Source organism: Hymenobacter armeniacus, assembly GCF_014699055.1.
Taxonomy (GTDB): domain Bacteria; phylum Bacteroidota; class Bacteroidia; order Cytophagales; family Hymenobacteraceae; genus Hymenobacter; species Hymenobacter armeniacus.
Genome location: NZ_JACXAC010000005.1, coordinates 237,635 through 260,968, shown reverse-complemented (window position 1 = coordinate 260,968; position 23,334 = coordinate 237,635). Strand labels below are relative to the sequence as shown.

21 protein-coding genes are annotated in these 23,334 nt (G+C 62.5%); 13 read left to right on the top strand and 8 right to left on the bottom strand.

Annotated features, from left to right (window positions below; genetic code table 11):
• The first annotated feature begins 89 nt into the window (after window positions 1-89).
• From IC234_RS15790 to IC234_RS15760, 7 genes are all read left to right on the top strand, one after another.
• A complete protein-coding gene (locus tag IC234_RS15790) occupies window positions 90-902 on the top strand; it encodes a glycogen/starch synthase (RefSeq protein WP_190926432.1) in 813 nt (270 codons plus the stop codon).
• The gene (locus IC234_RS15785) at window positions 886-2,433 is read left to right on the top strand and encodes a DUF4270 family protein (RefSeq protein ID WP_190926430.1); all 1,548 of its coding nucleotides are present in this window, start codon (window positions 886-888) and stop codon (window positions 2,431-2,433) included. Before IC234_RS15790 ends, IC234_RS15785 begins: the two co-directional genes overlap by 17 nt.
• A gap of 63 nt (window positions 2,434-2,496) precedes the next feature.
• Window positions 2,497-4,332, top strand: a complete 1,836-nt coding sequence (gene glmS, locus IC234_RS15780; RefSeq protein WP_190926427.1) for a glutamine--fructose-6-phosphate transaminase (isomerizing) — start codon at window positions 2,497-2,499, stop codon at window positions 4,330-4,332.
• A 125-nt stretch (window positions 4,333-4,457) separates the two neighbouring features.
• Window positions 4,458-4,841 (top strand): Rid family detoxifying hydrolase, encoded by a 384-nt coding sequence (locus IC234_RS15775; protein ID WP_190926425.1) that lies wholly within the window; start codon window positions 4,458-4,460, stop codon window positions 4,839-4,841.
• A 57-nt stretch (window positions 4,842-4,898) separates the two neighbouring features.
• A complete protein-coding gene (locus IC234_RS15770) occupies window positions 4,899-5,090 on the top strand; it encodes a hypothetical protein (protein WP_190926423.1) in 192 nt (63 codons plus the stop codon).
• 143 nt (window positions 5,091-5,233) lie between these two features.
• Window positions 5,234-6,790 (top strand): glutamate--tRNA ligase, encoded by a 1,557-nt coding sequence (gltX, locus tag IC234_RS15765; protein WP_190926421.1) that lies wholly within the window; start codon window positions 5,234-5,236, stop codon window positions 6,788-6,790.
• 121 nt (window positions 6,791-6,911) lie between these two features.
• Window positions 6,912-7,304, top strand: coding sequence for a hypothetical protein (locus tag IC234_RS15760; protein WP_190926419.1), 393 nt, complete (start codon window positions 6,912-6,914; stop codon window positions 7,302-7,304).
• Window positions 7,305-7,313: 9 nt separating this feature from the next.
• On the opposite strand, the gene IC234_RS15755 is transcribed toward IC234_RS15760, so the two are convergent.
• Window positions 7,314-7,898 carry a toxin-antitoxin system YwqK family antitoxin gene (locus IC234_RS15755; RefSeq protein ID WP_190926417.1) on the bottom strand — a complete coding sequence of 195 codons (585 nt, stop codon included), beginning with the start codon at window positions 7,896-7,898 and terminating at the stop codon, window positions 7,314-7,316.
• Between the two features lie 153 nt (window positions 7,899-8,051).
• On the opposite strand from IC234_RS15755, the gene IC234_RS15750 reads away from it, so the two are divergent.
• Entirely contained in the window at window positions 8,052-8,834 is a 783-nt protein-coding gene (locus tag IC234_RS15750) for a TIGR00266 family protein (protein ID WP_190926415.1), read from the top strand.
• Window positions 8,835-8,851: 17 nt separating this feature from the next.
• Here the strand turns inward: IC234_RS15750 and IC234_RS15745 are convergent, their stop codons facing one another.
• The 3 genes from IC234_RS15745 to lptB all read right to left on the bottom strand — a co-directional run bounded on the left by IC234_RS15745 (window position 8,852) and on the right by lptB (window position 11,601).
• A complete protein-coding gene (locus IC234_RS15745; protein WP_190926413.1) occupies window positions 8,852-9,109 on the bottom strand; it encodes a hypothetical protein in 258 nt (85 codons plus the stop codon).
• 145 nt (window positions 9,110-9,254) lie between these two features.
• Window positions 9,255-10,808 (bottom strand): GH3 auxin-responsive promoter family protein, encoded by a 1,554-nt coding sequence (locus IC234_RS15740; protein ID WP_190926411.1) that lies wholly within the window; start codon window positions 10,806-10,808, stop codon window positions 9,255-9,257.
• Window positions 10,809-10,869: 61 nt separating this feature from the next.
• Window positions 10,870-11,601 carry an LPS export ABC transporter ATP-binding protein gene (gene lptB / locus IC234_RS15735; RefSeq protein ID WP_190926409.1) on the bottom strand — a complete coding sequence of 244 codons (732 nt, stop codon included), beginning with the start codon at window positions 11,599-11,601 and terminating at the stop codon, window positions 10,870-10,872.
• Window positions 11,602-11,750: 149 nt separating this feature from the next.
• Here lptB and IC234_RS15730 point away from each other — a divergent pair, with 149 nt between their 5' ends.
• Together IC234_RS15730 and IC234_RS15725 are read left to right on the top strand one after the other, a co-directional pair.
• On the top strand, window positions 11,751-13,037 hold the full coding sequence (locus IC234_RS15730; RefSeq protein ID WP_190926407.1) for an OmpP1/FadL family transporter: 1,287 nt from the start codon (window positions 11,751-11,753) through the stop codon (window positions 13,035-13,037).
• Window positions 13,038-13,067: 30 nt separating this feature from the next.
• Window positions 13,068-14,609, top strand: coding sequence for an SGNH/GDSL hydrolase family protein (locus IC234_RS15725; RefSeq protein WP_190926405.1), 1,542 nt, complete (start codon window positions 13,068-13,070; stop codon window positions 14,607-14,609).
• 68 nt (window positions 14,610-14,677) lie between these two features.
• Here the strand turns inward: IC234_RS15725 and IC234_RS15720 are convergent, their stop codons facing one another.
• Window positions 14,678-15,655 carry a YpdA family putative bacillithiol disulfide reductase gene (locus tag IC234_RS15720; protein WP_190926403.1) on the bottom strand — a complete coding sequence of 326 codons (978 nt, stop codon included), beginning with the start codon at window positions 15,653-15,655 and terminating at the stop codon, window positions 14,678-14,680.
• Window positions 15,656-15,769: 114 nt separating this feature from the next.
• Here IC234_RS15720 and IC234_RS15715 point away from each other — a divergent pair, with 114 nt between their 5' ends.
• Window positions 15,770-16,684, top strand: a complete 915-nt coding sequence (locus tag IC234_RS15715; protein WP_190926401.1) for a class I SAM-dependent methyltransferase — start codon at window positions 15,770-15,772, stop codon at window positions 16,682-16,684.
• 138 nt (window positions 16,685-16,822) lie between these two features.
• Here IC234_RS15715 and IC234_RS22210 read toward each other — a convergent pair whose 3' ends face one another.
• The gene (locus tag IC234_RS22210; RefSeq protein WP_190926399.1) at window positions 16,823-18,931 is read right to left on the bottom strand and encodes an alkaline phosphatase; all 2,109 of its coding nucleotides are present in this window, start codon (window positions 18,929-18,931) and stop codon (window positions 16,823-16,825) included.
• A 194-nt stretch (window positions 18,932-19,125) separates the two neighbouring features.
• On the opposite strand from IC234_RS22210, the gene IC234_RS15705 reads away from it, so the two are divergent.
• Entirely contained in the window at window positions 19,126-20,208 is a 1,083-nt protein-coding gene (locus IC234_RS15705) for a ligand-binding sensor domain-containing protein (RefSeq protein ID WP_190926397.1), read from the top strand.
• A gap of 117 nt (window positions 20,209-20,325) precedes the next feature.
• Here the strand turns inward: IC234_RS15705 and htpG are convergent, their stop codons facing one another.
• Window positions 20,326-22,155 (bottom strand): molecular chaperone HtpG, encoded by a 1,830-nt coding sequence (gene htpG, locus IC234_RS15700; RefSeq protein WP_190926394.1) that lies wholly within the window; start codon window positions 22,153-22,155, stop codon window positions 20,326-20,328.
• A gap of 135 nt (window positions 22,156-22,290) precedes the next feature.
• Window positions 22,291-22,800, bottom strand: coding sequence for a hypothetical protein (locus IC234_RS15695; protein WP_190926392.1), 510 nt, complete (start codon window positions 22,798-22,800; stop codon window positions 22,291-22,293).
• 135 nt (window positions 22,801-22,935) lie between these two features.
• On the opposite strand from IC234_RS15695, the gene IC234_RS15690 reads away from it, so the two are divergent.
• Window positions 22,936-23,286 carry a hypothetical protein gene (locus IC234_RS15690; protein ID WP_190926389.1) on the top strand — a complete coding sequence of 117 codons (351 nt, stop codon included), beginning with the start codon at window positions 22,936-22,938 and terminating at the stop codon, window positions 23,284-23,286.
• The last annotated feature ends 48 nt before the right edge of the window (window positions 23,287-23,334 follow it).

The window sequence follows — 23,334 nt, the reverse complement described above, 5'->3', positions numbered from 1 at the left end:
GGTATGATTTATGTTGATTTTCCGCCCAAAATTGTTTAATTTTGTGCACCCATAGCATGGCCTTGTCCCATTCTCTTCAATAATCCATTATGTCGAAGCTACGAATCCTCTACGCGGCCACCGAAATTGACCCCTTCCTGCAGACCACGAAAGTGGCTGAAATGCTCCGGCGCCTACCCGCCAGCATGCAGGAGATGGGCTGCGAGATTCGGATTTTTGTGCCCCGTTTCGGCATTATCAACGAACGCAAAAACCGGCTGCACGAAGTGGTGCGCCTCTCGGGCATCAACATTGCCGTGGGCGACGACGAGAAGCCGCTGGTTATCAAGGTGGCGTCCATCCCGACGGCCAAGCTGCAGGTGTATTTCATCGACAACGAGGACTATTTCCACCGCAAGTCGGCCCTGGTCGACAAGAACGACAAGTTTTACGCCGACAACGACGAGCGCGCCATTTTCTTCTGCAAAGGTGTGCTCGAGACGGTGAAGAAACTAGGCTGGTCGCCCAACATTGTGCACTGCTCGGACTGGATGACCGGTTTAATTCCGCTGTACCTGAAGACGACTTACAAGAAAGACCCGGTGTTCAAGGACGCCAAGTCGGTGTTCTCGATTTACAACAACGAGTTCGACGACAAATTTGAGGGCAACATTCTGGAGAAAGCGAAGATGCTCGACATCGACGACCAGATGCTGGCCTCGCTGAAGTCGGCTGATTTCAGCGGCTTCATCAAAATGGGCATGGAGTATGCCGACACCGTGGTGCGGTCCGACGAGGACTTCAGCGAAAACATGAACGGCATGTTCCACGAATACGCCCTTAACAACAAGCTCAGCCAGGTAGCCACCGACGAAAACCTGCACACTTCCTACCTAGCGCTTTACAATGAATTGGCTAACTAGCCGCAGTGCTCCCCTCGTGGCCGTGGCCGCTTTGGCGCTGGCCAGCTGCGACAAAGGCACGGACCTGAACGTTGACCTGCCCGACACCACGGCCGTCAGCACCGAGTACAAAGACCTCCCGTTGGAAGCCAGTACCGTGCGCATTGCGCCGGTCCAAACGGCCAAAACCAACCAGTTCCTAGTGGGCAGCCTGGCTGATAACGTGGCCGGCAAAACCACGGCCGCCGCGTACTTCAACGTGGTGGATGCCAGCGGTGTTAACGCCATCATTTCGGCCGGTGGCGGCATTCCCGCCGACTCGCTGCCCTCCACCGTTACCGCGCCGGTACTGGATTCGGTGGTGCTGGTGATGGGCTTTGACCGGGTGTATGGCAGTGCGACGACGCCCGTCAAGTTTGACGTGTTCAACCTGGCGGCGCCGCTCGACGAGCGGCAGGTGTACAACGGCGGCACGCCGGTTGCGTTGGGTGCTCCCATTGCTCTGGGCCTCACCAGCCGCCTCGACCGCACCATCACCGTGACTACCGCGGCCGTAGCCGCGACCTCCACCAGCCCGGCCATCCCGGCCGGCACCACCGTAACGCCCGACCCCACGGTGCGCTTGCTGCTACAACGGACGGCCGTGCCCCCGGGCCCGGGCCAGCCCGGCGTGCCGGGCGTGAGCTCGTCTTTTGCCACGGGACTGTACGCCAAGCTAAATATGGCTGGGTTCAACCAAGCCCAGTTGGATAGTTACCTGAAAGGCTTGGCGGTATTGCCCAATGTGGACCACAATAGCAGCATCGTCAGCTTTAGCAAAAGCTACAAGTCGCGCATCCTGGTTTACTACCACCACAGCAAGTCACCTCCTGCGTACTCCACCATCTACTCCATCTATTTTGGCCCCGCTTACAGCGGCATAAGTACCACGTACTCGTCGGCGCGCGACCCGCGCTACTTCACCACCATCGACAACGTACTGCCCCCGGCACTGTCGGCGCTGGCCGCGCGGTCGGGGTCGGTGCCGCCGGCGCTGCTGGGCGGCACCAGCTACGTGCAGGAAGGCACTGGCCTGGCTACGCGCGTGCTGATGAAAGGCCGGGTGACTCTGAAAAGACTCATTGGCTCTACCGACACGGTGGGCGTGGTCATCAACCGGGCCGAGATAATTGCGCCCGTCAAGCCCTTTACCAACGCCTTGTATGGCAACCCTGCGCAGCTGTACGCCGTGGAAGTGAACGCCGCCAACCAAGTGTTGCAGCGCACCATCAACTTTCTGCCCACCGACCGCATTGTGCAGGCCGATGGCACCAATCAGCAGAACTCGGGCAGCCCAACCGCGGGGGTGCTCAACGCAACCGGTTCGCAGTCGTATTACGCCATTCCGGTCACGGCATACATGCAAGCCTACTTCTACAACAACCTGGGTGGCACCCCTGATGCCTTGGTACTGGCGCCCAACATCCGTTCTTCCGCTGGGCTGACGCTCAACCGGGCCGCGCTCGACGCAACCAACATCCGGCTGCGGGTATACTACTCGCAGAAGCGCTAGGCTCTCGACCAAGCTAGCGGCCGCTTCGGCCTTTCCCTCCATTACAACCTAACTTAATTTGCCATGTGCGGCATTGTTGCTTACCTGGGCCATCGCGAGGCCTGCCCCATTATTCTCAAAGGCTTGCACCGTCTCGAATACCGGGGCTACGATTCGGCCGGCGTTGCGCTGCTCAACGGTGAGCTCAACGTGTACAAGAAAAAAGGCAAGGTCAGCGACCTGGAAGCCTTCATCCACGAGAAAGACACACATGCCCACGTGGGCATGGGCCACACCCGCTGGGCCACCCACGGCGAACCCAACGACGAGAATGCCCATCCGCACTACTCCACGTCGGAGCGCATTGCCATCATTCACAACGGCATCATCGAGAACTACGCGGCGCTGAAAACGCACTTGCAGCAGCAGGGCCACGTGTTCCATTCCGACACCGACACGGAAGTTTTCGTCAACCTGATTGAGGAAATTCAGAAGCAGAACGACTGCTCCTTGGAGGAAGCCGTGCGCCTGGCCCTGCACGAAGTGGTGGGCGCCTACGCCATCGTGGTGCTCAGCAAGGATGCTCCCAACCAGCTCATCGCCGCCCGCAAAGGCTCGCCGATGGTGATTGGCATTGGCGAAGGCGAGTTCTTCATTGCTTCCGACGCCACGCCCATCATCGAGTACACCAACGAGGTGGTGTATGTGAACGACTACGAAATCGTGGTCATTCGCGACGGCCAGCTGGAAATCCGTTCGAAAGAAGACGTGAGCCAGACGCCCTACATCCAGAAGCTGGAGATGGAGCTCGACAGCATCGAGAAAGGCGGCTACGAGCACTTCATGTTGAAGGAGATTTTTGAGCAGCCCCGCTCAATTCTCGACTCCATGCGCGGCCGTTTGGAAATAGAAGCCAGCCATCTGAACATGGGCGGCATCCGGGCCTACGAGCAGAAGTTTATCAACGCCCAGCGCATCATCATTGTGGCCTGCGGCACGAGCTGGCACGCCGGCCTCGTGGCCGAATACCTGATTGAGGACCTGGCCCGCATTCCGGTGGAAGTGGAATACGCCTCGGAATTCCGCTACCGCAACCCGATTATCACGGAGCGCGACATCGTGATTGCCATCTCGCAAAGCGGTGAAACCGCGGATACCCTGGCCGCCATCGAGCTGGCCAAGAGCAAGGGCGCTACCATCTTCGGCGTGTGCAACGTGGTGGGCAGCAGCATTGCCCGCGCCACCGACGCCGGCGCTTACACCCACGCCGGCCCCGAAATCGGGGTGGCCTCGACCAAAGCCTTCACGGCGCAGGTGACGGTGCTCACGCTGCTGGCCATGATTATGGGCCAGAAGCGCGGCACCATCACCGACACCAAGCTGCGCGAGCTGATGGTGGAGCTGGACACCATTCCGGCCAAAGTAACCAAGGCCCTGGAGCTGGATGCCCAAATCCGCGAGATTGCCGAGGAGTTTAAAGACGCCACCAACTTCCTGTACCTGGGCCGCGGCTACAACTTCCCCGTTGCTCTCGAAGGCGCGCTGAAGCTTAAGGAAATCAGCTACATCCACGCCGAGGGCTACCCCGCCGCCGAGATGAAGCACGGCCCCATCGCCCTGATTGACGAGAACATGCCGATGGTGGTGATTGCCACCCGCGACAGCTCGTACGAGAAGGTGGTGAGCAACATTCAGGAAGTGAAAGCCCGCAAAGGCCGCATCATTGCGGTGGTGAGCGAGGGCGACAAAGTGATTCCGGCCATGGCCGAATTCGTGATTGAAGTGCCCCACACCAGCGAAGTGCTGATGCCGCTGGTATCGGTGGTGCCGCTGCAGCTGCTGAGCTACCACATTGCCGTGCTGCGCGGCTGCAACGTGGACCAGCCCCGCAACCTCGCCAAATCGGTGACGGTAGAATAGCGGACAGCTTGTGAAAAAAGCAGGTTTTTGGACTTGCTGATAAAAGCCGCTTCTGGAAACAGGGGCGGCTTTTGTGTTATTTGCGCCTCTTAATCCAGCAACCCACCAATAGACCAACTCACCACATGGCTCACCAGATTATCCTTACCGACCAGGCCCCCGCGCCCATTGGCCCCTACTCCCAAGCCGTGAAAGCGGGCAACACGGTGTATGTTTCAGGCCAGATTCCGTTGGATGCCAGCGGGCAACTAGTGCCCGGCGACGTAGCTGCCCAAACCCATCAGGTGCTGAAAAACCTGACGGCCGTGCTGGCCGCCGCCGGCCTGGCCCTTACCGACGTGGTGAAGTGCAGCATCTTCGTGAAAGACCTCGGCAACTTTTCCACCGTCAACCAAGTGTACGGCTCCTACTTCGACGACGCCACGGCGCCGGCCCGCGAAACAGTGGAAGTAAGCCGCCTGCCGCGCGACGTGGAAGTGGAAATTTCCTGCATCGCCGTTGGGGCATAATAAGCTGGCGCGAAGGGCGTTTGAGGGGCCTGTTTCACCTCAACCCCCCTTCTCTTTATGAAAGAACTTGGACTCGGCTTGCTCATCATTGGGCTCATTTCCTTGGTGTTGCCGCTCATCAATCCCAACATTCACTACGTGTTTCTGACGTGGATTGACCGGTGGGGCCCGGCTGTGGCCTGGGGCATTCGGGGCGGCATCACGCTGCTGGGGCTGGTGCTCTGGCTGGGCTTCAAGAACCGAGACTAGCAGTAGCGCGAGCGTTGTAGTTCGCGTGGCAGTGCGATAATCGTTGAGATGGCGCGGTAGCGCGAACTACAAAGTTCGCGCTACTGCCCTTCGCCTTACCTTTGCAGCGCGTTCCGAGAACCGGAACGCGCTTTTGCATTCCCATGACTGAAAGAGAAGTTCGGGTGCGCTTTGCGCCCTCGCCCACCGGGCCGCTGCACATCGGCGGCGTGCGCACTGCGCTGTATAACTACCTGTTGGCCCGCAAGCTGGGCGGCAAGATGCTGCTCCGCATCGAGGACACCGACCAGAACCGCTTCGTGCCTGGGGCCGAGGAGTACATCCTCGAAGCCCTGGCCTGGTGCGGCATCGTCATCGACGAGGGCCAGGGCGTGGGCGGCCCCCACGGCCCCTACAAGCAGAGCGAGCGCAAGCCCATGTACAAGCAGTACGCCGACCAGCTCATCGCCGACGGCCACGCTTACTACGCCTTCGACACGCCCGAGGAGCTGGACGCCATGCGCGCCCGCCTGCAGGCCGCCAAGGTCCCCAACCCGCAGTATAACAGCATCACCCGCGCTCAGATGCGCAACTCCCTCACCCTGCCCGAGGACGAGGTGAAGCAGTTGCTGGACAGCGGCGCTCAATACGTCATTCGCTTGAAAGTGCCTCGCAAAGAAGAGGTTCGCTTCCAGGATTTGATTCGCGGCTGGGTGGTGGTGCACTCCTCGGCCATCGACGACAAGGTGCTGATGAAGTCGGACGGCATGCCGACCTACCACCTCGCCAACATCGTGGACGACCATTTGATGGAAATTTCGCACGTCATCCGGGGCGAGGAATGGCTGCCGAGCGCGCCGCTGCACGTGCTGCTCTACCGCTACCTGGGCTGGGAAAAGACCATGCCGCAGTTTGCCCACCTGCCCCTGCTGCTCAAGCCCGATGGCACCGGCAAACTCAGCAAGCGCGACGGCGACCGCCTGGGCTTCCCGGTGTTCCCGCTGGAGTGGCACGGCATCGACGGCGAAACCGGCGAGCCCACCGTGAGCCGCGGCTACCGCGAGGACGGCTACCTGCCCGAAGCCCTGGTGAACTTCCTGGCCTTCTTGGGCTGGAATCCCGGCACGCAGCAGGAGATTTTCTCGATGGACGAGCTGATTCAGGCCTTTTCCATTGAGCGGGTGAGCAAGTCGCCGGCCAAGTTCGACCAGAACAAGGTGAAGTGGTACAACGAGCACTACCTGCGCGCCAAGTCCGACGCCGAACTGGCCCCCTACCTGCTCACGGCCCTGCAGGAGCACGGCATTGCCTGCTCGCAAGAGAAAGCCGAGCAAATTGTGGGCGTGATGAAGGAGCGGGTGAGCTTCCCGCACGATTTCTGGCAGGAAGCCAAGTACTTCTTCGAGGCCCCGACCGAATACGACGAGGCCGTCATCAGCAAGAAATGGAACGCGCAAGTGAGTGCCGCCCTGGCCGCCTACGCCGACGCCCTGCCCGACAACTCCGAGCCCAGCGCCAACGCCGAGGTCCTGAAAAGCATCTTCAACCAGACCGTCGAAGCTCAGGGCATGAAGCCCGGCCAGGTGTTGCAGGCCCTGCGTGTGGCCGTGACCGGTGCCGCCGCCGGCCCCGACTTGTTCGAAGCGCTGGCCATTCTGGGCAGCGGCGAAGTGGCTACCCGCCTGCGGGCCGCCGTGGAGCGCCTGGCGTCGCGCGCGTAGGCCGCTTTTTGGCAGGAGAATGAAAAGGCTGGCCTTCGGGCCGGCCTTTTTTATGCCCGGCCGGTTCACCCGCGGGCCCGAATTCGCGTAAAGTGGTTCACATCTGCCCAACTTTTCCGTTATGGCCAAAAAACCCGTCAAACCGAAGAAAGCCGCCGACCCCGACAAAAAGGCCCGCGTTCACAAGGAGCTTGAAGGCTTCGAAATCGGGGTGAACCCGCTCGGGGAAATCACCTCCAACTACAGCATCGAGCAAATCAACCAGTTTCTGGGCCGGCACGTGCGCGACAAAAAGCTGGTGGACCGCGCCGGCCAGTTTGGCGAGAAGCCGGGCCCCGACGAAACCGAGGACGAGGCGTTCCCCATTGCCGACGCCGAGCACGCGCCCGAGCCCGAAGAGACGGACGAAGAGTTTATGCGGCGCACCAGCCGCGAGGCCAAACGCAAAAAAGCCGTGGGCGACCCCGACAAGGAAGCCGCCGAAACGCGCGGCGAGCTGCCGCTGGACGAATAGACGGCCGCGCTACAAGGTATTGGTGTTGCCCGTGCGCAGGCCTTTCTCAAAGGTCTCGACCCGGATGAGCTGGCCGTCCTGGTACGATTCTGTACGGGTGGTTTTATTGCCTTCGTAGGTTTCGACCTGCGTGAGCTTGCCGTCTTCGTACTTCTCGGCGCGCGTGATGGTGCCGTCGATATAAGTTTGCACGTCGGTAACCTGGCCGGCGGGGTCGTAGCTTGTCCAGGGGCCGTACCAATAGAAGCGCGGGGCCTTGCCCTGGCCCGTGACCCACTGCGCGGTGCCGCGCCGTGCCACTTTGCCGTCGGGGTGCCAATAAGTGACTTCGCACAGCCCGTCGCGCCCGTACACCTCGGAGCGCTCGAGCGCCCCCGTGGCCGAGAAATAGCGAAACGTGCGCACCGGTCGCCCGTGGCGGTACTGGCCGCTGGTGAACAGCTGCTTTTTGGCGTCGTCGTGGTAGGTGCGCCAGCGGCCCCGGGCCAGGCCGTGGCGGTCCGAACGGTTGGGATTCCAAAAGCCGCGTGCCCCGGCGCAGGCATGCAGAAGAACAGCGAGACCGAACAGCAGCAGCAAGCGAGAAAGGTACATGTGGCGAAAGGGTTAGCAACAACTATAAAGTTAGTTGACGTTGCTTTCTCAACGCAGCAAATTCAAAATATTGTTCCCCCGCCGATTTTTTGAAAAGCCGGAATTTGAGCCGACGCCTATCTTTGGCCGCATCACCCTTTCTGCTTTTGCGCCATGACCTCCCACGACGTTGATTACCGCATCCTCGGCTCCGACATTCAAGTGCTCGAAGTAGAGCTCGACCCCAACGAAACCGTTATTGCCGAGGCCGGGGCCATGGTGTACATGGAAGAAGGCATCGCCTTCGAAACCAAAATGGGCGACGGCTCCGAGCCCGACCAGGGCTTTATGGGCAAACTGTTCTCGGCCGGCACGCGCCTGATTACCGGCGAGTCGCTGTTCCTCACGCACTTCACGCACCGGGGCGGCTACGGCAAAAGCCGGGTGGCGTTTTCGGCCCCCTACCCCGGCACCATTATTCCCATCAACCTGCGCGACATGCCCGCCGGCCTCATTGTGCAGAAAGACGGCTTTCTGGCCGCGGCGCGGGGCACCAAAATCAGCCTGCACTTCAACCAGAAATTCGGGGCCGGCCTGTTTGGCGGTGAGGGCTTTATCCTGCAGAAGCTGACCGGCGACGGCAAGGCCTTCGTGCACGCCGGGGGCACCATCATCGAGAAAAAGCTGAACAACGAGCTGCTGCGCGTGGACACGGGCTGCGTGGTGGCTTTTGAGCCCAGCATCGATTTTAGCGTGGCCCGGGCCGGCGGCCTCAAGTCCATGATTTTTGGGGGCGAGGGCCTGCTGCTGGCCACGCTGCAAGGCACGGGCCGCGTGTGGCTGCAGTCCATGCCCGTCAAAAAGCTCATCCGTGCCCTGGCGCCCGGCGGCGGCAACGCCCAGAAGGAAAGCGGCGGCGTGCTGGGCGGCCTGCTGGGCAACATGCTGGACGAATAGCGCGGGGGCGCAAGCGCCTACGCGGCGGCCGGGAGGCCACGCGTCGTCAGCGCCACGGGCGCGGCGGCGTCGCTGCTGTCGGCCATGCCCTTAATGGCGAAGCCCACCGCCAGCAGCAGCAGCAGGCCAATGCCCACGGCCACCCTTACCAGGAACTTAAAATCGGCGGTTTCGTCGTGCTTGCGGCGGTCGGCCATGCGGCGTTGGCTGCGCGTTTTATACGGGCGCTGATAAGCCGATTTCTTGGCTGCAGGTGCTTGAGTAGTATAGGACATAGGCATGAACGTTACGGTAATATTACCGCTTTTTGCATTATTATCGTTCACCGAGCCATATTTAGTCGCCTGAATGTTGCTTTATCCTCGCTAAACGCCTGTTTTTTCTCTGCCAGTTGGCGCTGCCGGTTTCACCAGCAAGCAGTTAACGCCCCGCTTCAGCTGTGGCCGCGGCCGTTTGCAAAACGGCATCGAGCACGTCGCGGGTGTTGAGCAGGCGCGGCACCTTGTGCTGCCCGCCCAGCTTGCCCTGGCTGCCCAGCCACGCCTCGAAAGTGCCGGTGGGCACGGCTCGCAGCTGCGGCGGGGCCAGCGCCAGGCTGCGGTGGCGCTTGGCGGCGTAATCGGAATTCAATTCGCAGAGGGTGGCGTCGAGCACGGCCCCGAAGCGGGCCAGGTCGGGCCGGTTGGGGCCGGGGGCGAACTCCACGGCCCATTCGTGCCCGCCGCGCGAAGCGGCGTTGTCGGCTGCGAACCACACCGGGGCCACGGTGAAATCGCGCACGGCGGCGCCGGTGGCCCGGCAGGCAGCGGCCACCGCAGCTTCGGCGTTCTCGATAACCACTTCCTCGCCAAACGCATTGAGAAAATGCTTGGTGCGCCCGGTGATGCGCACCCGATAGGGCGCCAGCGAGGTGAAGCGCACTGTATCGCCCACGAGGTAGCGCCACAAGCCCGCGTTGGTGCTGATAACCAATGCGTAGGCCCGGTTCATTTCTACTTCGGCCAGCGGCACGGGGCGGGGGTTGGGCGCCTCCCACTGGTCGGCGGGCAGAAACTCGTAGTAGATGCCGTGGTCGAGCAGCAGCAGCAGGTCCTCACTGTCGGGCTGGTCCTGCAGGGCAAAATAGCCTTCGGAGGCGTTGTAGATTTCGAGGTAGCGCATGCGCGCATCGGGGATGAGCTGCCGAAACAGCTCACGGTAGGGCCCAAACGCCACGGCGCCGTGCAGGAACAGGCGCAGCCGCGGCCACACCTCCGTGATGTTGTCGGCGCCGGCCAGGGCCACCACGCGGCGCAGCAGCACCACCATCCAGGTGGGCACGCCGGCCAGGGTGCGCACGTCTTGGTGGAGCACGTGCCGGGCTATGCGCTCAATTTTTTCTTCCCACTCGTCTAGCAGCGCCAGCCGGAGCGGTGGCGTGCGCAGCTGCTCGGCCCACCACGGCAACTGCTGCATGATGACGGCCGACACGTCGCCGGCCCGCGAGGCGGGCTCCTGCGGCCGGAAGGGGTTGGCGGCGTGGGCGCCGCCCAGCGAAAGCGTTTTGCCGGCCAGTAGCCGCTCCTGGGGGTAAAAGTGCGTGCTCAGGGCCAGCATGTCGCGGCCGGCGCGGTAGTGGCATTCGTGCAGGGCCTCGACCGTGACGGGGATGAACTTGCTGCGGGCATTGGTGGTGCCGCTGCTCTTGGCAAACCAGCGCGGCCGGCCGGGCCACAGCACATCGGGAGCGCCGCGCAGCACCTTTTCCAACTCGGGGTACAGTTGCTCGTAGGTGCTCACGGGCACGCGCCGGCCAAACTCCGCGGCCGACAGGTGCTCGCGGAAACCATAGCGCCGGCCCCACTCGGTGGCGTTGGCCCGGCTCAGCAGGTGCGTGAGCAGCCGGGCCTGCAGGGCGTCGGGCTGCTCGCGCACGCGGGCCAGCCGGGGCAGGCTGCTCCATTGAACGGCGCTGGCGAGTAGCTGGTCGAGCATAGGCAAGTGGGCGGAAATAGGTGGTGGCCTTACGTTCTTTCGCGTCTACTCCGTTAGCCGTTTAGAACGTGCGCTTGAGCTCGAAATTCTTGCCCAAGTACACGCGGCGCACGGTTTCGTCGCCGGCCAGCTCTTCGGCGGTGCCGGCTTTCAACAGCTTGCCTTCGAAAAGCAGGTAGGCACGGTCCACGATGTTGAGGGTGGCGTTCACGTCGTGGTCGGTGATGAGCACGCCGATGCCGCGGTGCTTGAGCTTGGCCACAATGCCCTGGATTTCTTCGGTGGCAATGGGGTCGACGCCCGCGAACGGCTCGTCGAGCAGCACGAACTTGGGGTCGACGGCCAGCGCGCGGGCGATTTCGGTGCGGCGGCGCTCGCCGCCGCTCAGCACCTTGCCCAGGTTCTTGCGCACGTGCCCCAAGCTGAACTCTTCGAGCAGTTCTTCCACCTTGGCCTGGCGGGCTTCTTTCTTGAGCTTGGTCATTTCGAGCACGGCCATGATGTTTTCCTCCACGCTCAGGTCGCGGAACACGCTGGCTTCCTGGGCCAGGTAGCCCACGCCCAGCCGGGCCCGCTGGTAGATGGGCATGGTCGTGATTTCGGTGTCGTCGAGGAAGATGCGGCCGGCGTTGGGCTTCACCATGCCCACCATCATGTAGAAGCAGGTGGTTTTGCCGGCGCCGTTGGGCCCGAGCAGGCCCACGATTTCGCCCTGCTCCACGGTCACCGACATGTCGTTGACGACGGTGCGGGCTTTGTATTTTTTGATGAGGTGGTCGGCGCGAAGAATCATACAGCAAAGGTAGGGGCTTGCGGCACGGCGGCCGAACCCGGGAAATAAACGAATGCAACGCCAAAATCAGTCGGCTTGCCTAACAATTGACTTGAATTTTTCCGCTACTTTTAGCCTCTCAAATAACCCCACCCCAAATTTTAATTTATATGACGGTAAAAACACTACTCCTCGCGGGAGGTGCGCTGCTAGCCAGTGCGTCGGCGGCGTCGGCCAGCGGCTTTCAGGTAAACCTGGGCGGACAGAAAAATATCGGCATGGGCGGCGTCGGCGTGGGCTTGTCGCTCGACCAAGCGGCCATGTTCTACAACCCCGGGGCCTTGGCCCTGGTGCGCGAAAATGGCGTGCAGTTCGGCGTGAACGCCGCTTTGGCGCGCATCAGCTTCCGCAGCGAAAACGGCGGCGACCAGCGAGCCCTCCAAAACAGCGTGGTGACGCCTTTCAACTTCTACGCCGGCTTCGGCCCCAAAGACGCCAAGTACAAGTTTGGCTTAGCCGTGTACACGCCCTACGGCAACAAAGTGAAGTACGCCGACGGCTGGGAAGGCCGCTACGCCCTCACCGAAATCGACCTGAAGGCGGTGTACGTGCAGCCCACCTTTTCTTACGCCATCACGCCGCAGCTGAGCGTGGGCGCGGGCCTCATGATTTTGGCCTACGGTTCGGTGAACCTGCAGAAGGACCTGCCCCTGCCCACCGGCCCCGGCCACATCGAACTCGACGGCAAGGCCAAGACGCAGTTTGGCTACAACGCCGGCATTTTCTTCAAGCCTTCCGACAAGCTGGGCGTGGGCGTGAGCTACCGCTCGCAGATTGACGCCAAGGTTGAAAACGGCAGCATCACCTACACCGGCCTGCCCACGGGCGCCAGCGCCGGCATCGTGAACCCGTCGTTCACGGCCAACAAGTTTGCCGCTACGCTGCCCTTGCCGGCCGTGGCCAGCATCGGCATCGGCATCAACCCGACCGACAAGCTGACCCTGGGCGTCGACGCCGCCCTGACCTTCTGGAGCCAGTACCGCACCCTCGATTTCGCCTTCAGCAGCGACAACGGCGGCACGGGCGTGGTGGGCGGCAGCGCCACCAGCACTTCCAAGCGCAACTACCAAGACGCCCTGGCCTTCCGCGTGGGCGGCCAGTACATGGTGAGCGACAAGCTGGCCGTGCGCGCCGGCGCTTCCTACGACTTCTCGGCCGTGCGCGACGGCTTCGTGACCCCCGAAACCCCCGACGCCGACCGCGCCATTGGCACGCTGGGCCTCTCCTACCAAGTGACCGAGAAGCTGGGCGTGGACGCCTCCTTCCTGTTCGAAGCCTTGGTGAAGCGCACCCAGACCCAGCAGGACTTGCTGAACCTGGGCACCACCGACCGCGTGGCCGGCACCTTCCGCACCAATGCCTACATCCCCGGCATCGGCCTGCACTACAAGTTTTAATTTCCCACCCGAACCTCAGTCTTTGCTCTTATGAAATTGTTTATCAAACGTTCGGCACCGGTACTTGGCTTGCTGGGCCTGGGACTGGCGGGCTGCCAGCCCGACATTGACGCCCCGAAAGTTTCGGCGGGCTCGGCCGACTTTTCCCGGTACGTCTCGGTGGGCAACTCGCTCACGGGCGGCACCGCCGATGGCGGCCAGTACCGCGAGTCGCAGCTGAATTCGTACCCCAACATTCTGGCCAGCCAGTTTGCGCTGGTAGGCGGCGGCACATTCCTGCAGGCCCTGTTCAGCGAAACCCAGTCCAACGGCTCGGGCTACCTGCGTCTGGCGGGGTTCACGCCGGCTACGGCCACTTCGCTGCCCGCGCCCATCACGGCCAGCGTGACGACCAACCTCGCCATTCGTGGCGCGGTGCCCACCCGCACGAGCCCCCTGCCCCGCCCGCAGCCGCTCTACACCAAGGACTTGTCTGACATCAACAACCTGGGGATTGACGGCATTCGGATGTCGGACATTACAACGGCTGGCTTCGGCAACTCGGCCTCGACGGGCGGCACGTTCGCGGCTCCCACGCCGGTGTTTAACGCCTATTTTGAGCGCATTACGCCCGACGGCAGCAACGAGAGCTACCTCGACCGCGTGAAGCGCACGGTGGCTTCCATCAAGCCCACGTTCTTTACCGAATGGCTGGGCAACAACGACGTGCTGGGGTTTGCCACGGCGGGCGCTGCCGCCAACTCCGTGACGCCTGCTGCTACCTTTACCGCCAATACTAAATTGGTGCTCGACGCCCTGACCGCTGGCGGCGCCAAAGGCGTGGTGGCCACCATTCCGGACGTGACGAACATTCCGTTCTTCACCACGGTGGGCCCTTCGTTCCGGGCCAACCTGGCCCTGAACAACACGCCCGTGACCGTGGCGCCGTTCATTTACACCACCGGCCTGCTCGCTCCGGGCCAGCCCAACACCCGCGTCCTCACCGCCAAGCTCTCCGACATTGGCAACGCGCCCGGCACAGCCGGCAACCTCTTGCTGACGCTGACCGCCTCGCCCTACCTCTCGCTTTACGGCCGGGCTACCGGCAAGTACTGGCGCGACTTCTACCAGCAGGCGCGCCCCAACCTGCCCCCGACCTACACGCTGGCGCAGTTTCTGGGCCCGGCAGCACTCGGCGGCTTAGCCATCGACACCACGAAGGCCTTTGGGCAGGACCCCGCCAACCCCTTCCCCAGCACGCTGGTGTTGGACCCCACCGAGCAAGCCAGCATCGTGAGCACGACCAACGCGTTCAACACGACCCTGACCACGGAAGCCAACGCCCGCAACCTCGCCATTTTCGACGCCAACATTTTCTTCCGGTCGGTGGCCGCCAGTGGCTTTGCCACCAACGCCGTGAATAACACGGCCGGGTACCTCTCGGGCAACCTGTTCAGCCTCGACGGCGTGCACCCCACCCCCCGCGGCTACGCCGTGATTGCCAACGAGATGTTGCGAGTCATCAACGCCAAGTACGGCAGCACGTTCCAGGGCGTGAACGCCAACAACTACCGCGGCGTGGTGTTCCCGTAGTCATCTGCGAAAACATGGCCCAAATAAAAGCGCCTTCTCCGACCGGGGAAGGCGCTTTTGTTTGGGCATCAGCGGGGCAAGCTCACTGCGTGCCCCGCCAGATGCGCGGCAATGAGTTGGGCGTGGTGCCGGCCGTTCTCGATGAACCAGCGGCTGGTGGCGCGGCCGCCGCACACGGTGCCGGCCACGAACACGCCGGGCTGCGTGGTTTCGTGGGTGGCGGGGTCGAAGAGCGGGGCGCGGGCCTCGTCCTGGGGGTCGGGCTCCACGCCGAGGCGGCCGAGCAGGGCCTCGTCGGGGTGGTAGCCGGTGAGGGCGTACACGAACTGCGCCGGGATGGTGAGCGGCCCGTCGGGCGTGCGCACCTCCACGGCCTCGGGCGTGATGGCGGTGACGCAGGTGTTGAAATGCGCGGTGATGCGGCCTTCGGCAATGCGGTTGACGAGGTCGGGCCGAATCCAATACTTCACCGACGGGCTAACCTCCGGGCCGCGCACCACGAGCGTGACCTGGGCCCCGGCGCGCGTGAGCTGCAGGGCGGCTTTGGCCGAGGAATTTTTGGCCCCGATGACGACGACGTGCTGGCCCACGTGCTCGTAGGGCTCTTTGTAGTAATGCTTGACGTGGGGCAGGTCTTCGCCGGGCACGTCGAGCGGGTTGGGCAGGTCGTAGAAGCCCGTGGCCACGATGACGTTGCGGGTCTGGATTTCGCCCTTGTCGGTGGTCACCGTGAAATTACCCTGCTCGCCGCGCAGGCTCAGCACCCGTTCGTAGAGGCGCAGGGGAATGTTTTCGCTGCGGGCCACGCGCTGGTAGTAGTCCAGGGCGTCTTCGCGCAGGGGCTTGTAGTGCGACACCGGGAAGGGATAGCCGCCGATTTCGAGCAGTTCGGGGGTGGAAAAGAATTCCATGTTGGTGGGGTAGCCGATGATGGAATTCACCAGCGCGCCCTTTTCCACGATGGTTACGCGCAGGCCTTTGCGCTGGGCTTCGAGGGCGCAAGCCAGGCCCACGGGGCCGGCCCCGATGATGAGAACGTCGAGCATATGATGTGGCGACGCGTGTGCGCGTCTTGTCGTTGAACGATAAACAGGCCCGCTCCCCTGGACATCAACTGTCCCAGACGCCGAGACGCAAATATGCGTCTCTACCTTTGCGTCATGCGTACCTGTGACTTGTGCGGCAGCTCCGATTTTAAGAAGCTGCCTTTCTATTACGAATTTGAAGGCCAACGGCTGCAAGGCACCCAATGCCGCGCCTGCGACCTGATGTTTCTGGACCCGCAGCCCACGCCGGCGCAGCTGGAACGGCTCTACGGCAAGGACTATTTCACGGAGCGCCCCAACTACGACCGCACCCAGCAGGACGTGGTGTTCATTGAGGAAGGCCAGAAGCAGGAAGTACTAAACCAGCTCCGGCCCGACAAGTTCACCAATTACATTCTGGCCAAGTACCCCGGCCGCAAGTTCCGCTACCTGGAGGTGGGCTGCGGCCCCGGCTATACCCTCAAAAGCCTGGAAGCCATGGGCTGGGAAAGCCACGGTCTCGAAATATCGGAGCACGCGGCCGACTTCGCCCGCCGCGAGCTGCACCTGCCCGTGGTGACGGGCAACATCGAAACCACCGAGGACTTCCACGAAAACCAGTTCGACCTCGCCTACATGGGCGACGTGCTGGAGCACTTGCTCTCGCCCGCCGCTACGCTGGCCAAGTTTCACCGCATTCTGGAGCCGGGCGGGCTGCTGGTGCTGGCCCTGCCCGCCACGCTCAACCTGCCCACCGTGCGCCTGGGCTTTGCCGCTTATGGCGTGCTCGGCAAGGAACGCAAGATGGACATTCCGCCCTACCACTTGTTCGAGTTCACCCCCGCTACCATCACCAAAATGCTCAAGAAGCAGGGCTTTGAAGTGGTGGAACTGCTGAACCCCGTGAAGCCGCCGAAGAACATTCGGCTGGGCGGCAGCATGGTGGAGAAAGTGAGCAAGCTGGCCGGCCAATACCCGACGTACTACCTGAACAAGCTGACGGGTCGATTTGGCGACCGGATGTTTGTGGTGGCGCGCAACGTGAAGTAGGCCTGTAAAAAAGACCGTCATGCTGCGCGTAGTCGAAGCATCCCTACCGCGCAAGTAGCTAATTACTATTGCAGTAGAGATGATTCGACTACGCTCGGCATGACGGTCTGGCTTTGCCAGGCGTTTGGCCCAGGCAGCCTACAGCTTGATGGTGCGCTTGCTCACCACCTGCCCGTTCATGGTGACGGCGGCGATGTAGAGGCCGGCGCGGAGGCGGCTGCCGTCCACGGCCACAGAATGGGGGCCGGTGCTGAAGTTGTGGTTCGTGACCACCTTCTGCACGCGGCGGCCCATCTCGTCGAACAGTTCGACCGTGACGGCGCCGGCAGTGGGCAGCGTGAAGGCCACGTTGAACTGATTGAGGAAGGGCACCGGGCTCAGCTGCAGGCCCTGCAGCTCGTCGGCCTTGCCGGGCGTGGTGCGCAGGGTGATGGTGTTGAAGAAGCTGGTGAGGCCCAGGAAGCGGGCCATGACGGGCGTAATGGACGTGTTGTCCAACAGGCCCTGGCCAGTGATGGCGGCGGCGTGCAGGGGGTTGTTGGTGTTGTCTTCGGCCCCCACCCAGATGTCCTGGGGCGTGTGGTTGCCGGGGGTGCCGCCCTGGTTGCTGCCCACGCCGGTGCTGGCGCGGGTGCCGTTGCCGTTGGTGAGCGGGTTTGAGCCGTAGGCCACCACAATGCGCTTGCCCGTGGCCGAGGCCGGCTGGGGATAGTCTTTGCCCTGGAAGGTGTTCATCACGTAGTCCGGAAACCAGCCGCCGGTGCCGCCGTCGCCGCGCAGCAGGTTGGTGGGCGTGGCGTAGCCCGCTTCGGCCGCTACCGACTTCGTGATTTGGCCCGAGTAGGTGCGGATTTTGGTGCCGTTCTGCTGGGCATCGGCCTCGTCGTGCAGGCCCGTCACGGCGAAGCCGCCGCACTCGTGGTCGGAGGTGCTAAAAATGAGCGTGTTGCCAGTGGTCGATTGGGTGCCGAGCAGGGCGCGGCCCTCGGCCACGGCGTAGTCGAAAGCCAGCACCTCCTTAATCATGTAGTCGGAGGCGTACACGTTGGTGGTGCGGGCCGTGCTGGGCGTGGCCGTGTAGTTGGCTTCGCCGCCGCCGGGGGCGTAGGTGGGCTTGTCCGAATCCACGGTGTATTGGTTGCCGCCGGCGGGGTTGGCTACCACCGTGATGCCGCCGGTGTTGGCGTGCTCCAGGTGGTCGATGCGGCCGGCTTCCACCATCAGGAAGAAGCCTTTGCCGTTGCTCTTGGCTTTTAGTACCTCGATGGCCATGTGGGTCATTTCGGCCAGCGAGGGCTCCCAGGGCGCGCTGGTCTGGCGGTCCTGCTCGTAGTTCACGTGCGAGCTGTTGAACAAGCCCAGCAGCTTCTTGCCGCCCACGCCGTACTGGCTCAGGTTGAGGTTGTTGAGGGCGTCGCGGCTGTTCACATAGCCGTAGTTGCGCTGGTTCACGGCGTAGCTCACCAAGTCCACGTCGTCGGCGCGGTTGCCGCGCAGGGTGGCGGCGTTGCCGGTGGCGGGGTCGATGATGGCCGCGCCGTTGCGGTCCACGATGGTTTCGTAGGCGCTGGCGGCCGTGCGGGTGCGGGGCATGAAGTGGCGGGCGCCACCGCCCAGAATCACGTCCAGCTCCACGCCCACTTTAGGAGTGGGCAACACCCAGTCGCGGGCCGCCGTGTAGCGGTACGAGGTGGTGGGGCTGCTGTTGAAAATGGCTTCGTACTGGGCCTGCGTCGAGGCAATGTATTGGGCCGAGATGTAGTCTTCCAGGTCGCGGAACCAGATGTGGCTGGCGAAGGCGGCCGGCGTAGCGTGCGTGATGCGGGCCGTGCTCACGAGGCCCACGGCGTAGCCCTGCTTCTTGGCGTTTTCCAGAATGGTTTCGATGGCCGCGCCGGAGCTGGGGTTCAGCGAAATCACCTCGTTGTCCTGCTTGCCGGGCTTGCCGCAGGCGTACACCGAAGCGCCCGGGGCCGAGTCCGTAATCCAGGAGTTGAGCGAGTGCGTGGTGACGGTGGCGTTGTACTTCAGCTTGTCGAGGCTGAGCACCTGGAAGCCGGCATCGGAGGCGAAGCGCTTGCCGGTGGTGCCCTGGCCCATGGCCATGCGCGCGGCCGTCTTCGGCGCCAGCCCGAAGCCGTCGCCGATATAGATGATGACGTTGTTGTTGGCCGCCTGGGCCCGGGCTTCCTGCCCGGCCAGCGCCGCCAGCAGCAGGCCGCCGCTGAGTATCATTTTCGCTTTCATAAAAGCCGGTTTGGGTTGATGAATGGAATAAACCGGCCGCAAAATTGAGCGGGGGCCGTGAGGCCGGGGTTACTGTGCTATCAAGCCTCCATTAAGAATTCGGGGCCGAACGACTTCATTGATAACGCCTAGATAACCAACACCCTGCAGGGCCATATCTACCTTTGCCCGAACCGTTAAACCGTTCCTGGGCAATGTTCTTTTCCGTCAAAACACCTTCCTTGCGCCCCTTGCTGTTGGGCTTGTTGCTGCTTGGTTTTGCCGCTACCGCGCTGGCCAGGCCACGCCCCCACTACGCCGTGCCCGGCCACGAAAAACCGGTGGCCCTGCTGCACGCGGGCAAGACGACCTACCTCGTTACCGAGCGCAGCGTGTTCCGGCTCGAAGGCGCGGCGTTTGTGCGCAAGCACCAAATTGAGCAGCCCATTCAATGCGCAACCGTGGCCGATACAGCTCTCTGGCTGGGCACCCGCGCGGGCGTGCAAACCCTGAGCACAGCCACTTTTAGAGCGCACCCATTGCCGCTGCCCGGCCCCGACGCCGCGCCCGGCATTACGGCCGTTTTCCGCGATGCGCGGGGGGCCATGTGGGTGGGCGCCAACGGCCAGGGCGTGTTTCGCTGGGCCGGCAATGCCTTCACGCAGGAGTTGCACACGCCCGCCATCAACGGCGGCGTGGCCACGGCCGACAGCTCCGTCTGGATTGCCACCAGCATTGGCCTCAGCCGCAAGCAGGGCGCCGAGTGGACGCGCTACAACGAAGAAGGCGTGGCCAACCACGAAATCCCCGACAACATCGTGGAAAAGCTGCTGCCCGACAACGCCGGCAACCTCTGGGTGGTGATGTCCGACGCCATCTGCGTGTTCGAAAACAACGGCCAGTGCGGCGCGGCCGAGGAAGAGCTACCCACCGTGAAGTTCATCGGACGCCCCGGCAATGAAGTGTTTGGCGTGGCCAGCGTAGCCGGCACGGGCCGCCTGTTTGCCACGGCGCAGGGCCTGCTCCTGCTGCCCAACGAGCCGGCCGGTTTCGCCAGCTTCGCCCCGGCTACGGACAAGGTGGAACCCAAGCGCCTCTTGGTGCCGGTGGCGCTGCCGGCCAGCGTGGGCACCCCGGTCCTGCTGGAAATAGATAAGCAGCAGCGGCTGTGGCTGGCCAGCACGGAGGGCGTGGCGGTGCTGACGGGCAAGGAGCTGCGGCGGCTGGCAACCTCACCCCCTGACCCCCTCTCCAAAAAAGAGGGGGCACCGGTCCTGAGCAAACGAAATATTGATTAAGAGTTTAAAAGGAAGAAAGCCAGCTTTTCAGCAGGCTTTCTTCCTTTTAAACTCTCCGTCGGCGCAAAGCCGGTGCCCCCTCTTTTTCGGAGAGGGGGTCAGGGGGTGAGGTGAACGTTACAGCAGTTCGGTACTGCGCTTTACAAAGGCCGTCAGCGCCTCGCCTTTCAACAGGCCTTGCGAGAGCAGGGCCAAGTCAAACGCCTGCTTGGCGAGCGTGGAGCCGCCGTCGGCCAGCACCTTGCTCACCAGCGGGTGGTTGGCGTTCACGGTCACGTCGTACGACTCGGGGAAGGCGCCGAACATCTGCATGCCGCCGCCACCGCCGGTGCGCTGCATGTCCTTCATGCGGCGCATGAACTCGTTTTGGGTGATGACCACGGGCGCGTCCTGGGGCGAGAGGGCGGCCACTTTCACGTGCATTGCCGGGTTGGCGATGGCCGTGGTGAAGGTTTCTTCCAGCTTCTTGGTGTCGTCTTCGCTCAGCACGCTTTCGGTGGTGCCGTCTTTCTCGATGAGCTTGCTCACCGTGTCGGCATCCACACGCTTGAAGCTGGTTTTCTCCAGCTTCTGTTCCAGCAGGCCCACGAAGTGCGGGTCGAGCACTTGGTCGAAGTTCAGCACGTCGTAGCCCCGCTCCTGGGCGGCGGCCACGAAGCTGTGCTGGTGCTCGGCGTCGTTGGTGTAGAGCACCACCGTGTTGTCATTCTTGTCCTTTTGGTTGGCCTGGATGTGCTCGGTGTACTCATTGATGGTGAAAAGCTTGCCGTCCACATTCTTGAGCAGCACGAAGTCTTTGGCCTTGTCGTAGAACTTGTCGTCCGACAGCATGCCGTACTTCACAAACAGGCCGATGTCAGACCATTTTTCCTCGTAGCCGGCGCGGTCCTGCTTGAACAGGCTGCTGAGGCGGTCGGCCACCTTCTTGGTGATGTAGGTGTTGATTTTCTTCACCGCCGCGTCGGCCTGCAGGAAGCTGCGGCTCACGTTCAGCGGGATGTCGGGCGAGTCGATGACGCCGTGCAGCAGCATCAGGAACTCGGGCACCACGTCCTTCACCTCGTCGGTGATAAACACCTGGCGGGAATACAGCTGAATCTTGTTGCGCTGGAACTGCAGCTCGTCCTTCACCTTCGGGAAGTACAGAATGCCAGTGAGGTTGAACGGATAGTCCACGTTCAGGTGAATCCAAAACAGGGGCTCGTCCATGCTCATCGGATACAGCTCCTGGTAGAACTTCTTGTAGTCCTCGTCGGTCAGCTCCGAGGGCTGCTTGGTCCAGATGGGCGTGGTCTGGTTGATGACCTCGCCCTCGAACTCAATTGGAATGGGCAGGAACTTGCAGTACTTGGTGAGGATGGTGCGCAAGCGGGCCTCCTCCAGAAACTCGTCGGAGTCTTCGGCCACGTGCAGCACCACATCGGTGCCGCGCTCGGCTTTGGCGTGCTCGCCTTCGGTTTCTTCGAGGGTGAATTCGGTGCTGCCGTCGCAGGTCCAGTGGGCCGTCAGGGTGTCGTCTTTATACGACTTCGACCAGATTTCTACCTCCTTGGCCACCATGAATGCCGAGTAGAAGCCCAGGCCGAACTGTCCGATTATCTGGTCTTTGGCGTTGGCATCCTTCTCTTTGTACTGCTCCACAAACTCGGTGGCGCCGGAGAAAGCAATCTGGTTGATGTACTTCTTGATTTCCTCGGCCGTCATGCCCAGGCCGTGGTCGGAAATTGTGATTTTGCGGGCCTCTTTGTCCACGGTCACGCGCACTTTCAGCTCGCCTAGGTCGCCCTGGTACTCGCCCAACTGGGCCAAGCTCTTCAGCTTTTGGGTGGCGTCGACGGCGTTCGACACCAATTCCCGCAGGAAGATTTCGTGGTCGGAATACAAGAACTTCTTGATGATGGGGAAGATGTTCTCGGTGTGGATGGAGATGGAGCCGGTTTCTTGCATGATGGTATGAATAAGAACGGTTGGTTGCAGACGAAACGACCGGGCACGAGGTGCCGGGCCGTGTGCTGCACGGCATTCAAAGCCCGTTCCAAGCAGGGGTTCGCTGTCAGATTGACAGCGGAGCGGCGGCAACCGTTAGTATTCCAGTCCGGTTTGATAGAAGGCGCGCGGTTCGTTCACGCCGCCATGCGCGGGGCCCCGGCCGTGGGCCGCGTCCCATTCGGCCAGCAGGCCGGGCACGCGGTTGGAGTAGTCGCTGAGCCAGTGCAGGCCGGGCACGGCCGTCGAAAAGAACTGAATGTCGAACTTGATGAACGGGCGAAACAGCGCAATCAGCGAGTCGATGGCCAGCTGGTTGTGCACGTGCCGGCGGTTGATGGCCAGCACCATGCGCTCGATGGGCAACTTGACGAGGGCGGGCATCCAACCCACGCCCAGCCACACTTGGTCGTACACGGCAATTTCTGGAAACGTATTCATTTCCAGCAAAATATTTCGTACGCTATGCTGGTTCACAACTTCCAGCAACTGCTCGGCGGCGCTGCGAAAGGCGCGCATGTCTTCGCCGGCGGCCCATTCCACGCGCAACAAGCTCAGGGCTTCGTCGTACTGGAGGGAAAGGCTGGCAATGGTATTGAGTATCACAAAATTCAGGTATGCATCGGCCCGAAGCCGGGCGCGGGGCTTACGTAAATGCGCCGCATTCGGATTGCCGGTTGCCGGCTTTTTGACAACTTTTTTTTTCGAGCAGCTTTTGCGGCTTTCGCTCATCTTTGCACCGTGCAAGCCCTGCGTTCCCATTTAGCCCTCCTGCTGCTGCTCTGCCTCACGCGGACCTTGCTGCCCGAGGCGTGGATACTGGCGTTGCACCCGCACGCCCACACCACCGACGAGCCGGTGGCCCGCCCCGGCACGCGCCAGCCCGGCAAAGCGCACCTCAGCGCCAAGCACCAGCACTGCGAGGTAGAGCAGTTCTACGACGTGGCGTACCAGCCGGCGGCCCCCACCGCGGCGCCGCAGCCCCGCCTCGCGCCCAGCTACCCCGCCGCGGCTTTACCGCTGGCCGTGCGGGTGGTAGCGGCCGCGCGGCCGCGCCTGCTGCCCCTGCGTGGGCCGCCCTGCCGAGCCTGATTCCGGCGTTTCCTTTCTTCCTGGTTTCACGCTGACCGCCCCGTGCCG

Excerpts from the sequence above, each read along its gene's own strand:
- IC234_RS15790 (WP_190926432.1), top strand. The coding sequence starts at position 90 with ATGTCGAAGCTACGAATCCTCTACGCGGCCACCGAAATTGACCCCTTC.
- IC234_RS15785 (WP_190926430.1), top strand. The coding sequence starts at position 886 with ATGAATTGGCTAACTAGCCGCAGTGCTCCCCTCGTGGCCGTGGCCGCT.
- glmS (WP_190926427.1), top strand. The coding sequence starts at position 2,497 with ATGTGCGGCATTGTTGCTTACCTGGGCCATCGCGAGGCCTGCCCCATT.
- IC234_RS15775 (WP_190926425.1), top strand. The coding sequence starts at position 4,458 with ATGGCTCACCAGATTATCCTTACCGACCAGGCCCCCGCGCCCATTGGC.
- IC234_RS15770 (WP_190926423.1), top strand. The coding sequence starts at position 4,899 with ATGAAAGAACTTGGACTCGGCTTGCTCATCATTGGGCTCATTTCCTTG.
- gltX (WP_190926421.1), top strand. The coding sequence starts at position 5,234 with ATGACTGAAAGAGAAGTTCGGGTGCGCTTTGCGCCCTCGCCCACCGGG.
- IC234_RS15760 (WP_190926419.1), top strand. The coding sequence starts at position 6,912 with ATGGCCAAAAAACCCGTCAAACCGAAGAAAGCCGCCGACCCCGACAAA.
- IC234_RS15755 (WP_190926417.1), bottom strand. The coding sequence starts at position 7,898 with ATGTACCTTTCTCGCTTGCTGCTGCTGTTCGGTCTCGCTGTTCTTCTG.
- IC234_RS15750 (WP_190926415.1), top strand. The coding sequence starts at position 8,052 with ATGACCTCCCACGACGTTGATTACCGCATCCTCGGCTCCGACATTCAA.
- IC234_RS15745 (WP_190926413.1), bottom strand. The coding sequence starts at position 9,109 with ATGTCCTATACTACTCAAGCACCTGCAGCCAAGAAATCGGCTTATCAG.
- IC234_RS15740 (WP_190926411.1), bottom strand. The coding sequence starts at position 10,808 with ATGCTCGACCAGCTACTCGCCAGCGCCGTTCAATGGAGCAGCCTGCCC.
- lptB (WP_190926409.1), bottom strand. The coding sequence starts at position 11,601 with ATGATTCTTCGCGCCGACCACCTCATCAAAAAATACAAAGCCCGCACC.
- IC234_RS15730 (WP_190926407.1), top strand. The coding sequence starts at position 11,751 with ATGACGGTAAAAACACTACTCCTCGCGGGAGGTGCGCTGCTAGCCAGT.
- IC234_RS15725 (WP_190926405.1), top strand. The coding sequence starts at position 13,068 with ATGAAATTGTTTATCAAACGTTCGGCACCGGTACTTGGCTTGCTGGGC.
- IC234_RS15720 (WP_190926403.1), bottom strand. The coding sequence starts at position 15,655 with ATGCTCGACGTTCTCATCATCGGGGCCGGCCCCGTGGGCCTGGCTTGC.
- IC234_RS15715 (WP_190926401.1), top strand. The coding sequence starts at position 15,770 with ATGCGTACCTGTGACTTGTGCGGCAGCTCCGATTTTAAGAAGCTGCCT.
- IC234_RS22210 (WP_190926399.1), bottom strand. The coding sequence starts at position 18,931 with ATGAAAGCGAAAATGATACTCAGCGGCGGCCTGCTGCTGGCGGCGCTG.
- IC234_RS15705 (WP_190926397.1), top strand. The coding sequence starts at position 19,126 with ATGTTCTTTTCCGTCAAAACACCTTCCTTGCGCCCCTTGCTGTTGGGC.
- htpG (WP_190926394.1), bottom strand. The coding sequence starts at position 22,155 with ATGCAAGAAACCGGCTCCATCTCCATCCACACCGAGAACATCTTCCCC.